At 49.8% G+C, this 14555-nt stretch carries 7 protein-coding genes; 3 read left to right on the plus strand and 4 right to left on the minus strand.

Translation table 11 applies throughout. The features are described 5' to 3' along the window. The first annotated feature begins 1 nt into the window (after position 1). On the plus strand, positions 2-3049 hold the full coding sequence (locus tag UF06_RS20895) for an SMC family ATPase (protein ID WP_045572158.1): 3048 nt from the start codon (positions 2-4) through the stop codon (positions 3047-3049). A 123-nt stretch (positions 3050-3172) separates the two neighbouring features. On the opposite strand, the gene mglC is transcribed toward UF06_RS20895, so the two are convergent. The 4 genes from mglC to UF06_RS20915 all read right to left on the minus strand — a co-directional run bounded on the left by mglC (position 3173) and on the right by UF06_RS20915 (position 10175). Then, complete coding sequence (mglC, locus tag UF06_RS20900) at positions 3173-4180, minus strand: galactose/methyl galactoside ABC transporter permease MglC (protein ID WP_045572159.1); 1008 nt, start codon at positions 4178-4180, stop codon at positions 3173-3175. Between the two features lie 10 nt (positions 4181-4190). Further along, positions 4191-5699 carry a galactose/methyl galactoside ABC transporter ATP-binding protein MglA gene (mglA, locus tag UF06_RS20905; protein ID WP_045572160.1) on the minus strand — a complete coding sequence of 503 codons (1509 nt, stop codon included), beginning with the start codon at positions 5697-5699 and terminating at the stop codon, positions 4191-4193. 100 nt (positions 5700-5799) lie between these two features. Continuing rightward, on the minus strand, positions 5800-6774 hold the full coding sequence (mglB, locus tag UF06_RS20910) for a galactose/glucose ABC transporter substrate-binding protein MglB (RefSeq protein WP_045572161.1): 975 nt from the start codon (positions 6772-6774) through the stop codon (positions 5800-5802). A 305-nt stretch (positions 6775-7079) separates the two neighbouring features. After that, the gene (locus UF06_RS20915; protein WP_045572162.1) at positions 7080-10175 is read right to left on the minus strand and encodes a beta-galactosidase; all 3096 of its coding nucleotides are present in this window, start codon (positions 10173-10175) and stop codon (positions 7080-7082) included. A 451-nt stretch (positions 10176-10626) separates the two neighbouring features. On the opposite strand from UF06_RS20915, the gene UF06_RS20920 reads away from it, so the two are divergent. Together UF06_RS20920 and melB are read left to right on the plus strand one after the other, a co-directional pair. Further along, positions 10627-12747, plus strand: coding sequence for an alpha-galactosidase (locus UF06_RS20920; RefSeq protein ID WP_045572163.1), 2121 nt, complete (start codon positions 10627-10629; stop codon positions 12745-12747). Between the two features lie 333 nt (positions 12748-13080). After that, a complete protein-coding gene (gene melB, locus UF06_RS20925; protein ID WP_045572164.1) occupies positions 13081-14454 on the plus strand; it encodes a melibiose:sodium transporter MelB in 1374 nt (457 codons plus the stop codon). The last annotated feature ends 101 nt before the right edge of the window (positions 14455-14555 follow it).

Consider the following 14555-nt stretch of genomic DNA (forward strand, 5'->3'; position numbering starts at 1 on the left):
CATGAAACCCATCAAACTCACCATGCAAGCATTCGGCCCTTTTGCTGGCCGTGAAGAGATCGATTTTACGTTACTTGGATCTAACCCACTGTTTTTGATCAACGGGCCAACGGGGTCAGGGAAAACCTCGATATTGGACGCCATCTGCTACGCCTTGTATGGCGAAACCACGGGCAACGAACGGCAGGGCGCGCAGATGCGCTGTGACCTCGCCGATGTGAAAACACCGACCGAAGTGACTCTCGAATTTGCCTTGCACGGCAGACGTTACCGCGTTCAACGTTCGCCAGAGCAAGAAGCGGCCAAAGCGCGTGGCGAAGGGACGACGGTGAAAAAACACACCGCGTCGCTCTATTTACTCGATGACGAAGAGAAACTGATCACCGCCAAAACCAACGAAGTGAAAGGCAAAGTAACTGAGTTGATTGGTCTGAGCGAGACTCAGTTTCGCCAAGTGATGGTGCTACCCCAAGGGAAATTTCGCGAACTGTTGCTTGCGAGTTCCAAAGAGCGTGAAGAGATATTTGGTCAGTTGTTCCAAACGGAAATATACAAACGCATTGAATTTGCCCTGAAAGAGAAAGCGCAGGCGATCAGCAGCGCCAAAGAGAAGTTCGATGAGCAGATCCGTGGTGCGCTGGATGTGGCTGAGGTCAGCGATGAATCGTCTCTGACAGAGACATTGAAAGAGCAGCAAAGTGCGCTCACTGAGTTGAACTTGCAAGAACAACAACATTTAGGCCGCTACAACGACGCCAAGCAAGCCCTGATTGCGGCCAAATCCTTGCTGGAAGAGTTCAATAAACAGGCGGCAGCGAAAAGTGCGCTCGATACTCATCTGGCCAAAAAGACGTCGATGCAAGCTTTAGCGCTGCAGCTTGAGCATGCCCGCCAAGCGCAGCAACTCGATGGGCCTTATCATCAGTGGAAGAGTATCCTTAACGATATTGTTCAACAGCAAAGCAAGATTGATGAGCTTAATGCTTCACTAAGCAGTGCAACACAGCAAGCGAATGAGTTAGAGCAGCAATTAACTCAGGCCCAGCAACAAGTCGAACGTATTCCTGATCTACAGCAAGAAAAGTTTGCCTTAGAAACCGCCAAGGCCAAGCTGACGCAAAAAGCGCAATTTGAACAAGAGATTGCCCATTTGGGCGCAGAAGTAGAAAAGCTTGAGCATCAATTGCAACGCGTACAAGCGCACAAAGCGGTGATGCAGCAAGAGCTGCAATCGGCCACCAGCGCTTTTGACCAAGGCAAGCAGGCATTGGCGGAGCAACCACGGCTTGAAGCGCGTGAAGGGGAGCTGAAACGCCAGATCAACGACTACACGCACCACCTGAAACTTCAGCAAGGTTTGCACGATTTGCACTCGCAGACGCAAGCCAAGCAGCAGGTGCAACAACAGGCAAAGCAGCACTGGTTAAACGCTCAGCAAAGTGCCGATCGGATTGAGCTGAGCTGGCACAATGAACAAGCGGCGATCATTGCTGAACGTCTTAGCCAAGGCGACTCTTGCCCGGTCTGTGGCAGCCGAGAGCATCCGGCTAAAGCGACCTTTGTCGGAGAGCCAGTTAGTAAAGTGCAAGTGGAGCAGGCACGCGAGCGGGAGAAAAACGTGCTCGCCGTTTTTAACCAGAGCGAGAATGCGCTGGCGTTACACCTGTCTAAAATCACTCAACAGCAAGAAGCGGTGGCACAAAGCGCAGCACAGCTGGGCGCCTTATTGGATACCTCAATTGAGGCGCTGCAAGCCCAGTTACTGGAGCTGCAAGCCGAGCTCAAAAAAATGCAAGCGATCAACCTCGCTCAGTTGGAGAGTAATGTCCAGCAACTGATCGAGCGCTGTGGCAAAGGTGATGCCATGGAGAAAGAGCTCACCCAACAACTCATTTCTGCCTCTGCGACGTTAAAAGAAAAGCGTGAACAGCTAAGCAAATTTAGTCAGCAGATCGCCAGCGAATGGCGCGACGTGACTTTGGTTGAGCAGAAAATTGCCATACTCAGCCAACAGATTGATACATGGCAACAAGCTAAAGATCGCAGTCAAAAACGCCTTGATGAGATAAAACAAACGCTATCGGCACTGCGTAGTGAACTAAAAGCGCACAGCGACATGTTGTCGCAAATGCAGCATCGGAGTGAACAACATCAATTGGCTTGGCGTGAGGCTCTCGACGCGTCAGCTTTTAGCGACGAGCAGCACTATTTGGCGCAGCGGGCAGAGCCCAGCCAGTTGGAGCAATGGAAGCAAGAGTTGGAGCAGTTCCAACTGCAAACCACCCGTTTGCAGCAGACTTATCAGGATTTTCAGCAGCGATTGCAAGATAAGCAGCCGCCTGAGCTGGCGCAGCAAGAGCTGGCGGTGACAGAGTGTGAGCAGCGCTATCTGCAAGTCAAAAATGAGCAAGATAGTGTACGCTCTCTGGTCACCAAACTGGAAAGTGTGCAGCGCAAGATCGCCGAGTTACACCAACACAATCATCGCCTTGAAGAGGAATACAAGGTTTACGGTACGCTTTACGATGTCGCCAGTGGTAAAACGGGCAGCCGAATCAGTTTACATCGCTTTGTGCTTGGCGTGCTGCTGGATGATGTGTTGATCCAAGCGTCGCAACGTTTGAGCTTAATGAGTCGTGGTCGATACATCCTCAGCCGCAAAACCGACGGCTTTAAAGGCGTGGCGGGGCGAGGCTTAGATCTAGTGGTGGAAGACAGTTACACCGGCAAATCGCGCGACGTCGCTACCTTATCTGGCGGAGAATCCTTCATGGCGGCGCTCTCTTTAGCGCTCGGTTTGTCGGATGTGGTGCAATCTTACAGTGGTGGTATTCGCCTCGAGACGCTGTTTATCGATGAAGGATTCGGCAGCTTGGATCCGGAATCGCTCGATCTGGCAGTGCAAACGCTGGTGGATTTACAGCAGAGTGGGCGGATGATCGGGGTGATTTCCCATGTCGCGGAAATGAAAGAGCAAATGGCGCAGCGTATTGATGTAGTGCCGTCGCGAAGCGGTTCTGCGATTTCTGTTAACGGGGCACTGCACTGAGGCGACTGAGAGTCGCGAAAAGATGGGCTCCAAATTCGTGCAGATAAAGAATTCGCACAGATAAAGCCACGCAGGGCGAAGTAAAAACGGCATCGCCAGAGACTCTGAGCGATGCCGACAAGCTTACTTTTTATTGGCGTATTTCATCGAATCGAGTGCCACTGCGAAGACGATGATCGAGCCTTTGATGATGTATTGCCAGTATGGGCTGACGCCAATGTAAGTCATGCCGTAGTTGATCACGGTGAAAATCAGCACCCCGGTGACAACCCCGGCGATACTGCCCACACCGCCAGCAAAAGAGACTCCACCGACGACACACGCCGCAATCGCATCCAACTCGTAAAGGAAGCCAAGGTTGTTGGTGGCACTGCCGATACGTCCCGCTTCTAACATGCCGCCAAAAGCGTACAACACACCGGAGAGCGCGTAGACTTTGAGTAGCGTGAGCGGCACATTAACACCGGATACTCTGGCCGCTTCTGGGTTGCCGCCAACGGCGAAGATGTTCTTGCCAAAAACGGTTTTGTTCCACAGCACCCACATAAAGATGATGGCGATAATGGCGTAGAAGGTGATATATGAGAAACGGAAACCGCCGAGTTGAATAAAGCCTTGGGTAAAAGCAGTGAAGCGTTCGTCAAAACCAGCAATCGGTGAAGCGCCAACTGCGTCATAGTAGAGCGAGTTGATGCCGTAGACGATGATCATGGTGCCTAACGTGGCAATAAACGGCGTGACTTTAAGATACGCGACGATCACACCGTTGACTAATCCGATAATCGCCCCGATCAGACAGACACACAGAATGACCGCCACAATCGGTACTTCGCCAATTCCAGGGAAGACTTTGTTAACATTATCAATTGATTGCAGTGGGGTGGAAAAAATTACCGCCGCTAAACCCACCTGGCGACCTGCGGAAAGGTCGGTGCCTTGGGTCACAATCAGTCCGGCAACACCAAGCGCAATAATCACTCGAACAGAAGACTGAGTAAGAATATTACTTAAATTTCGTAAGCTCAAAAACGAGGGTTCTTGAATGACAATCACCGCCAGTAGAATAAGTAGCACAGCATAAATTGCGCTTTCTTTTAAATGCTTCAAAGCAAAAGATTTAATCGCGTCCATAATTTATTTCCTAGAGGTAGCGAGAAGCCAGTTCTAATATTTCATTCTGTGAAGTTTCTTTCGTATTAACAATGCCAGCGGCGCGGCCATTGCTCATCACCAATATTCTATCTGTGATACCAATAAGTTCAGGCATTTCTGAGGAGATGATAATAATGCCTTTATTCTTATTCGCCAGTTCAAGAATAAGTTGATAGATTTCGAATTTAGCCCCAACGTCAATACCGCGCGTTGGCTCATCTAGCATCAATATTTCAGGCTGAGTCAATAGCCAGCGACCAATAATAACTTTTTGCTGGTTGCCGCCAGAAAGAGAACTGATGTGCGTCTGATGAGAGGGGGTTTTTACCCGCATTGAGTCAATCACCCATTGCGTGTCACTCTTCATTTTTTTGTCGCTAAGTAGCCCAGTTTTGGTTTTGTACTCGTCGACATTGGCCACCAGTGAGTTGAACGTGATGTCAAGGTTGCCATAGATACCGGTGGAACGACGTTCTTCGGTAACCAAAGCAAAGCCGTTTTGAATCGCTTCGTGGGCGTCGCGGTTTTTCATCTCTCGCCCATGCAAACGAATGTGGCCATCACTGCGCTCACGCACGCCAAAAATGGTTTCGACAATGTCGGTACGACGAGAACCAACCAACCCTGCTACGCCAAGGATTTCCCCCGCTTTAAGCTCAAAGGATACCTGTTGGATCGAGGGCTGGTTTAGTGCAGTCAGGTTTTCGACTTCGAGAATTACCTCTTTGGGTGTGTTGGTTTTTTCTGGGAAGCGGTGAGTGAGTTCGCGACCAACCATCATGGCGATGATTTGGTCCATGTCGAGCCCTTTCAGTGGCCTTGTATCGACCCATTGCCCATCGCGTAAAATAGTAATTTCGTCACAAATGGCGAAGATCTCTTCCATTTTGTGCGAGATATACACCACGCCACACCCTTTCTCTTTAAGCTTATTGATGATGGTAAACAGGTGACTGACCTCTTTCTCGGTCAGCGATGATGTCGGTTCATCCATGATCACAATTTTGGCGTCATAGGAAAACGCTTTGGCGATTTCAACCATTTGCATTTGTGAAACAGAAAGGGTGGCGACTTTCACCTTGGGATCAATATTAATATCGAGTTCGGCAAAGATCTTTTTGGTATCACGATACATTTTGTCGTGATCAACAAAAAATCCTTTTTTCGGATAGCGACCTAGCCAGATATTATCCATCACCGAGCACTGCTTAACTTGGTTTAGCTCTTGGTGAACCATGGAAACACCCGACTCTAATGCTTCTTTAGAAGAAGAAAAATTAATTTCTTTTCCCAAGAAAAGAACATTTCCGGCATCTTTTTCATAAATGCCAAAAAGGCATTTTAGTAACGTGGATTTTCCTGCGCCGTTTTCACCCATTAAGGCATGAATAGAATGGGGGCGGACTTTTAAATTAACGTTATCTAATGCCTTTACGCCAGGAAATTCTTTACTTACCCCCGTCATTTCTAACAGGAATTCATGCGTTTGACTTACCATAGCTTCTCTTTATTTCTTTAATGAACGGACAACAGAAATGTGTTCTAACGACATAGCGAGAAAGAAAAACTGGGGAAGAGAGGCTTCCCCAGTACAACGTTTAGTTAAGTGTGTTTTTGTCGACGCCGACATAAGGGACACGGACGACTTTATTATTCAGCTGCCAGCGTGTGCCTTCGGTCGGTGCTTTGCCCTCAGCTAAGTTGCGTGAAAGCTCAAACGTCGCTTTCGCTTGAGATTCGGCATCGTTGAGCACGGTGCCCGCCATATCACCGGATTTAACCAGTGCCAGCGCTTCGGCCAGTGCATCAACGCCGTAAACAGGGAGTTTAACGCCAGCGCCGCGCAGGGCTTCGATAGCGCCCATCGCCATGCCATCGTTGTTGGCAATCACCACTTCAATTTTGCTGCCATTTGGACCAGAGAGCCAAGCGTCCATCTTGTCTTTCGCCATGGCGGTGTCCCACATGCCTGTATCCATGTGCAGCTCTTCGGTTTTGATGCCGTTTTCGTTAATCGTTTGTACCGAGTAACTGGTGCGAGCTTCTGCGTCTGGGTGGCCAGGTTCTCCTTTAAGCATCACGTACTGCAGTACGCCATCGCCGTTTTTATCCCACGCTGGGTTCGCTTTCCACTGCTGGGCGATCAAATCACCCTGAATGATGCCAGATTCTTTGGAGTCGGTGCCGACATAGTAGGCTTTATCGTAACTCGCCAACGCTTCTGGGCTCGGTTCTTTGTTGTAGAACACCACGGGAACATCGTCCATTTTGGCTTTCTTGATGATGGTTTCCGCAGCGGCAGGGTCAACCAAGTTGATCGCCAATCCTTGAACACCACGCGCTAGCATGACGTCGACTTGGTCGTTTTGCATTGATTGACTGTTTTGCGAATCGTTCATCAGCACACGGGTTTTTTTGTCGCCCGCCGCTTCTTTTTCGATCGCCTGACGGACAACCGACATGAAGTTGTCGTCGTATTTGTAGATAGTGAATCCAAGAGTCGTATCTGCGAATGCTTGTGTTCCAAAGCCTAAACCAGCAGTCAGCAGAGCAAGTAGAGTAGCCTTTCTCATAGAAAAATCCCGAATTGTTATTGATTTATGTAGGGTAATCCGTTTTCGACAAGATTAACTTGATTGGGGTATGAAAACGTTTACCTGATTGAGTATAGTGACAATCGAGTCAATTAATGTGAGGTAGCTAAAATTTCCATAAAACTGGTAAATAAATGTGAGTTTTTGTAAGACTTTTGTGATTTGAGTGTGGTTTTTATACAAATGTAAACGTTGCAAAAACAACGTTTACATTGGTGTGCTGAGGCGAGAGGATGCCAGCGCTGTTCTAATCGAGAAGCGCTGGGTTTACTTGAATTGAGAACTTACCCTTCACACGGTTGTAAGCTCAGGCGATAGCAATAGCGTTTGTCTGTCAGTTGAAACTCTGGATGCACGCTCGGGCTCCAAGAGTCATCGCCACCCACGCCCATGTGTTGGTGGTCAAGACGCAGGTAAATCTTCTCTTCTGCTTGCAAATCATGAGTATGTTTGGCTTGTGCCAATTGCTGCTGCGCGTATTGACTGACGCTGAACTGGAACTCGCCACAAATGACCAGTTGGTTAACTTTTAACCACTGTGTGCCACAGCGTAAGCCATTGTCGGTCGGGAAGATGTAAGGCGTGTGCATCTGCTCAAGTGTTTGACTGTGCAGTGCAAAACGGGCGGCGGCCAAACGGTCAGGGTAGTTCTCAAATGGGCCTAAACCTTGCCAAGTGATCAGCGTGTTTGGCTCATTGAGCGGCAGTTGCAGCTCTAAACCGATACGTGGCATCGGCGGAAGGCTATCAGCCAGTTTCACTTCGACGCTGAGTTGCATCTCACCATCATTGCTGAGTGTGTAGGTCCAAGTCGTGATGGCCTGAATATTACCGTTGAAGTGGTAGGTGAAAACCGAGCTCACCATGACCGCTTGTGCACGCATTTCACTGTGACAAGCGATGCATTCGCGCTGCCATTGACCAATGCCAGCCATCTGCCAACGGCATACCCATGCATTCGGGTCGATATTGTCCACTTCACTCACGCCGATGTCGTTATCCAGCGGGGCGCGGAAGAAGTTCTCTTCTGGCGCGGCAAGCAGTTGTGCGATGCCGTCTACCGTCCATTTTGTCATCAAACCCGTTTGCTTATCCCAGTGCCACTGATGTTTTTCATCTCGGCTGGTGACAATCATCGTATCGCCTTGCAGGGTGAGCAATGGCGCAGGTTGGTTTTCCAGCGTTGGTAATGTGAGTGAGGCGTGATTGCGCAACGCAAACTGTTCGCTAGCAATGACATGACCTGCGGCTGCCCAAGGTGTTGCTTCTATCAGCATGATGTCGGTGTTGAGGTGATATCTGGCGCCTGATTTTGCGCTAAAGTTGAGCGCGATATCAAAGCTTGCTTGGCTGTCGGCTGGCAGATCGAGAGCGAGTGAACCAGATTGAATTGCTTGACCATTTTCCAACAGTGACCAGTTCAACTGCTCGTTGTCGGTTGCGCGGAAAAGATGTTCGTTCGTTACCCGCATTCTGTACAATCCGTGGGTTTGCTCTTGCAGTGACACAGTGATCATGCGCTGACAATATTTGGCCTCTTCCAAGGTAGGATGCACAGTGCGATCAGGGAAGACCAAACCGTTAATGCAGAACTGGCGATCGTTGATTTCATCGCCAAAGTCGCCGCCATAAGCCCAAAAATGTTGGCCGTTTTCATCCCATTGGCTAAGGCCTTGGTCTACCCAATCCCAAATAAAACCACCTTGCAGGCGAGGGTATTGGCGAAACGCCTCCCAATACTGGTTGAAGTTTCCTAAGCTGTTGCCCATCGCATGGGCGTATTCGCACAATATCAACGGACGGGTTTCATTGGGCAGTGAAATCCACTGTTTGATCGGCCATTTGGGCACCGCATCGTCTTCAATCGTGGTATTAACCCGGGCGTACATCGGTACAATGATGTCGGTGGCGCTGGTGTTGGCACCGCCACCTTCGTATTGCACAGGGCGAGAAGGATCGAAGTTTTTCGACCACGCATACATCGCATTGTGGTTGCTACCGTGGCCCGATTCGTTACCTAAAGACCAGATGATGATTGACGGGTGGTTTTTATCGCGCAGCACCATTTGTGTGTATCGGCTCATGTACGCATGCGCCCATTGCGGATCGCTCGACAAGCGATTCATCGGCTGCATGCCGTGGGTTTCAATGTTGGCTTCATCGCACACATACAAGCCATACTGGTCGCACAACTCATACCAACGCGGGTGGTTCGGGTAGTGCGCGGTGCGTACGGCGTTGAAGTTGTATTGCTTCATCAGGCAGATGTCGCGGACCATATCCTCTTCCGTCATCACATGGCCCAGCTCTGGGTGATGCTCGTGGCGATTGACGCCGCGGATCAGTAAAGGTTTTCCGTTGAGCTTCAACTGACCAGCGCTGATCTCCACTTTACGAAAACCGACGTGATAAGCCTCACTCTCTATGTGTTCGCCGCTTTCATCCAAAAGAGAGACCACCAAACGATACAGATGGGGCGTTTCTGCACTCCATTTCTTTGGCTCGCGCAAGTGCAGTGTTTGGAAAACCACATCGTTATAGGTGCCTCGCTCATCAATACGGCGGTTGTGTGGGCGGTCAATGCTCGCCGCCGTCACGGCCGTTTCACCCTCAAACAGCTGCACTTGCACTTGGTAAGTGTCTGGCGCGGAAAGGGTGGTGACAATCGATAGCCAACCGTCACGATAGCAAGCGTCCAAATCTGGAGTGATAAACACATCTTCAATGCAGTGTTGCGGTTTGGACAGCAAGGTGACATCGCGGAAAATGCCGCTCAGCCACCACATATCTTGATCTTCAAGGTAGCTGCCATCGCTCCAACGGATCACCATCACGGCCAAGGTATTTTCGCCAGCCATCAGGTACGGAGTGAGGTCAAACTCTGCGGGCAAGCGGCTATCTTGGCTGTAGCCAACCCAACGACCGTTGCACCAGAGATGAAACGCTGAATTCACCCCATCGAAGATGATGCGTTGCGTGTGTGCCAGATCGGCAGGTGAAAGTGCCACAGTGACGCGGTAACATCCGGTTGGGTTGTCACTCGGAACATACGGAGGATTCACTTCAAACGGGTACTTGACGTTGGCGTAAATGGGTTTGTCATAGCCTTGTAACTGCCAGTTAGAAGGAACCACTATCTCCTCCCAATCGGTGTCATTAAAATCAGATTGCATGAACTGAGCATCGACTTGCTCTGGTGCATCAAACAGCTTGAACTTCCACCGACCATTAAGCGAACGACGCTGAGCATGTATGCCATCCCGAGCGTGCATGGTGTCACGGAAACTAGAAAGTGGGCTGTGCGCTTTAAGGCAGTGAATATTGACGGATTGCGGGTTCTCCCAGTCGCGTCGTTGGAGAATAGATGAAAATGCAGTCATAGTTTGCCTACGTATCTTGGAATTCAAATGGCTCTACTTACTCAGAGCAAATCGTCTGCGTCGATTGGCACAAGTAAAGCGTATTGGCGGTGTGCTAACCAGTATAAGATTGTAAAGATAGTTTGGAAACGTTTTCATGATGTGTGTGGCATTTTTGTTAGCATGACCATTTCAGCAAAAACCGTGTGATGCAGATCAAATTATACTGCCATAAATGGCTCAGTTCCGTGAGAATAAGAGTTGACCAGTGTGAGCACCAAGCGTGTTGAGGAGTATGAAGTCGGGTAATCAGGCGGAATTCAGTATCTCTACTTTGGTTGGTGCATGGTTGTTGGTTATTTCATCATTCACGACCCTTGTTTGTAATCGTTTCCACTGATTTGCACTGGCTCACAGAAAGAATCTCTGCGTTGGTTATCATGCTCGCATCACCAATCATGGGTTAATCAATATGGTAGACAAAAAAATCATTACGCTTTGTGGCCAGCAGACGCAGATCGTTTTGGAGTTGGGAGAATACGCAGAAATTTTGCACTGGGGGAAGAAAATCGGCGGCGAGTTGGCGGAACAAACGCTCTCTTTATCGCGGCCTGTCCCTTATGGACGTTTGGATAATGATGTCGCAATGACGCTCAGCCCCGAACTTGGGCGAGGCATTTTCAGCAGCCCAGGCGTAGAAGGGCATCGTGATGGCCAAGATTGGGCTCCGGTATTCGTTATTCACCAAGTTGAACAAGGCCGAAACGGAGTGCTGATTGAAAGTGACGATTGTGTTGCTGGCTTGCGGCTAACTACGGAGCTTCTACTCGATGAGCATGACGTGCTGCAAACGCGCCACACTTTAACCAACATCAAAACTGGGGTGTATCAAGTCAACCGTTTGGCCAATACGCTGCCTTTGCCTGCACGAGCCAAGGAACTGATGACTTATTACGGGCGCTGGGTGCATGAGTTTCAAACCGTTCGCCAGCCTTTGCTGCAAGGCGGTTATCAACAGGAGAACCGCCGCGGGCGCACTTCCCATGAGCACTATCCGGCTCTGGTGGTCGGCACTCGCCATTTTGATGAAATGAGTGGCGATGTGTGGGGCTTTCACTTTGCTTGGAGTGGAAACCACAGGTTACGCGTCGATGTCAAAGCGGATGGTCGACGCGCTATACAGGCAGAAGTGATTTATCTGCCTGGTGAAGTGGCGCTTAACGAAGGGGAGAGCGTGACCACTCCTTGGCTGTACGCTAGCTACAGCGATATGGGCCTTAATGGCATGAGCCACCATTTTCACGCGCACGTTCGTCACGTTATCTTGCCAAACGATTTTAAAAACAAGCCGCGCCCGATCCATCTGAACACGTGGGAAGGCATCTATTTCGACCATGATCCGCACTACATCCTTTCCATGGCGGAACAAGCGGCGCAGATGGGTGTTGAGCGTTTTATCATTGATGATGGTTGGTTTAAAGGACGTAATGGTGACAAAGCTGGGCTTGGCGATTGGTTCTTATGTGAGGCGAAATACCCAAATGGTTTGCAGCCGATCATCGAGCGGGTCAACCAACTCGGCATGGAGTTTGGTCTGTGGTTTGAACCTGAGATGATCAACAAAGATTCGGACTTGTTCCGCACACATCCAGACTGGTTGCTGGCCATCGAGGGGTATGAGCAGCCAACCGGTCGTCATCAGTATGTGATCGATCTGCAAAATGATGAGGCGTTCCACTACGTATTTGAGCGCTTGGATCATTTCTTGTTGACTTACCACATTGCCTATATCAAATGGGACATGAACCGTGAAGTGGTTCAGCCTGCGCATTTCGGCCGAGCGGCAGCGCATCAGCAAACTGTGCGTTACTACCAATTGGTGGATAAAGTGCGTGCCAAACATCCTCAGGTGGAGATTGAATCTTGCGCGGCGGGTGGAGGTCGGATTGATTTTGAGGTGTTAAAACGCACTCACCGTTTTTGGCCTTCAGACAACAACGATGCGCTGGAACGGCAAACCATTCAGCGAGGCATGAGCTATTTCTTCCCTCCTGAGGTGATGGGTAGCCATATTGGTGCCAGCCATTGTCATAGCACGCGTCGCCGTCACAGTATCGAATTTCGTGGACTGACGGCACTCTTTGGCCACATGGGGATTGAGCTTGATCCTGTCAAAGAAGAGCAAGCTGAAAAGCAGGGTTTTGAGCGCTATATTGAGCTGCACAAAATGTTGCGTCCGCTACTGCACAGTGGCAAAACGTGGCGGGTGCCCAGTGACGATGACGCTCATCAAATTCATGCCGTGGTTGCCAATGACCAATCCGAAGCGGTGGTTTTGATCGCTCAACTGGCGATGCCAACCAGTTCGCTGAGCGGTCATTTTCGCCTGCCGGGATTAGCCGCAGAAGCGATCTACCGGGTGACGGTGTTGGATAAGCCGAGCAACTATCAAGAGATAGTGAACTATCAGCCGCCCTGGACAGAATCAGGCTGTGAGCTGTCTGGGGCGTGGTGTGAGACGGTCGGGTTAACCATGCCGATTTTGGATGCCGAAAGCGCGATGTTGGTCCGATTCGAGCGAGTGCCATCCTGAGTTTCCTATCCATGTTCTCGATCTGAGAGGTAACACAACGCCAAATGAGCAACCTGCCGTTTGGCGTTGTGCTTTTCTCGGCGAATAATGTAATCGATCACACTAGCACTTATGCGTTATCTATGCGCTTACCCTGCGGATTTTGCGGCTTGTTCAAGTACCTAATCCTGCGTTGGATCTCATTTTGATATATTTATTGTAAACGTTTCCAATAAGTCATGGCCGATCACAGTAACCCATCCGCTTAGTCGCTAAATTCCATACGAACGATAAATACAAACCGCCAACGTAACCTCGGAGATGGGGTTAGTTAAATGGCATTAAGGATTGATTATGTCTGATAAAATTACTCTACAAACCAAACTCTCCTACGGCTTGGGTGCGCTCGGCAAAGATTTTGCCTGCGCGCCCATCTACATCTTTTTAATGTTCTACTTCACCGATGTGGCTGGTTTATCGGCCGCTTTCGTCGGTACGATCTTTTTAGCCGCACGGATTATCGATGCGGTCACCGATCCGATGATGGGGGTGATTGTCGATAACACCCGTTCCAAATTCGGTAAATTCCGTCCATGGATTGTGATCGGCACACTGCTAAACGCGATTGTGTTGGTTGGCCTTTTTAGTACACATATGTTTGAAGGCACAGCGCTGTACATCTATGCCGCTGCCGCTTACATCCTCTGGGGGCTGACCTATACCATTATGGATATCCCTTACTGGTCGATGATCCCAGCGCTGTCGAGTTCACGTCAAGAGCGCGAAAAACTGGTGGTGTGGCCACGACTGTTTGCGAGCCTAGCTTGGTTTATTACCGGAACGTATGGTCTGCATATTGTTGGTGAGTTGGGCAATGGCAATCAAGGCGATGGTTTCTTTAACGTGGCGATGCTGATTGCAGTGCTGTTTGTGATGAGTGCTTTCTTGATTGCACGAAACGTGAAAGAGCAAGCGGTGCCAGTCAAAACGCCTTCGGCAGAAAAATTTAACTTTAAAGATGTGCTGACCATTATTGGTAAAAACGATCAGTTGAAAGCCTTGATTGGTACTGTGCTCTCATTCCAAATTGCTAACCTATTGGTGGGCGGTTTCGCGATTTACTACTTCTCCTATGCCCTTGGCGATGCGGATCTATTCCCCGTGTATATGATGGTGGCGGGCGTGGCTGAAGTGGCTGGGGTATTTTTGTTCCCACGTATCGCCGCAGCCTTACCACGGAAAAATCTCTGGCTGATTGCTTGCGGCTTCCCGGTGCTTTCTTGCGTGCTCTTACTGCTGATGGGCTTTATTGCACCAGCCAACGCATTGATGATAGGGATGGCTGGCGCGGCGATTAAATTTGGTGTCGGTATCGCCAACGCCTTGCAAACCGTGATGCTGGCAGATGTGGTTGACTATGGTGAACATAAAACGGGCCGTCGCAGTGAGAGTGTTATCTTCTCGGTGCAGACCATGCTGGTTAAATTCGCGGGTGCAGCTGGCGGTTTCATTGTTGGTATTGGCCTTTCCGTGGTGGGTTATCAACCGAATGTGGCGCAATCGGCGGCCACGATCGCAGGACTAGAGTTTATGATGATCGGCTTTCCCGCCATCATGATGGTGCTCAGTGGCATCGTTTATTGGCGTTTTTACCGTTTGCATGAAGGTTTTACGCCGGAGCTCATGCAGCAAGATCACGTCGCCGTTGAGCCCGTTTCAGCGCAGTAAGCTTTCAACCTTTTGTCCATGATTGAGCCAGCGGCGTGACCCGCTGGCTTTTTTTTTTGCTCGCTCTCGCTTCACGATGAATCAATATTGAGCCGCACCTC

The sequence above is a fragment of the Vibrio sp. S234-5 genome, assembly GCF_000960595.1.
Lineage (GTDB): Bacteria > Pseudomonadota > Gammaproteobacteria > Enterobacterales > Vibrionaceae > Vibrio.

Bases quoted from the DNA above. Each gene is read 5' to 3' on its own strand.
- UF06_RS20895 (WP_045572158.1), top strand. From the start codon at position 2: ATGAAACCCATCAAACTCACCATGCAAGCATTCGGCCCTTTTGCTGGC.
- mglC (WP_045572159.1), bottom strand. From the start codon at position 4,180: ATGGACGCGATTAAATCTTTTGCTTTGAAGCATTTAAAAGAAAGCGCA.
- mglA (WP_045572160.1), bottom strand. From the start codon at position 5,699: ATGGTAAGTCAAACGCATGAATTCCTGTTAGAAATGACGGGGGTAAGT.
- mglB (WP_045572161.1), bottom strand. From the start codon at position 6,774: ATGAGAAAGGCTACTCTACTTGCTCTGCTGACTGCTGGTTTAGGCTTT.
- UF06_RS20915 (WP_045572162.1), bottom strand. From the start codon at position 10,175: ATGACTGCATTTTCATCTATTCTCCAACGACGCGACTGGGAGAACCCG.
- UF06_RS20920 (WP_045572163.1), top strand. From the start codon at position 10,627: ATGGTAGACAAAAAAATCATTACGCTTTGTGGCCAGCAGACGCAGATC.
- melB (WP_045572164.1), top strand. From the start codon at position 13,081: ATGTCTGATAAAATTACTCTACAAACCAAACTCTCCTACGGCTTGGGT.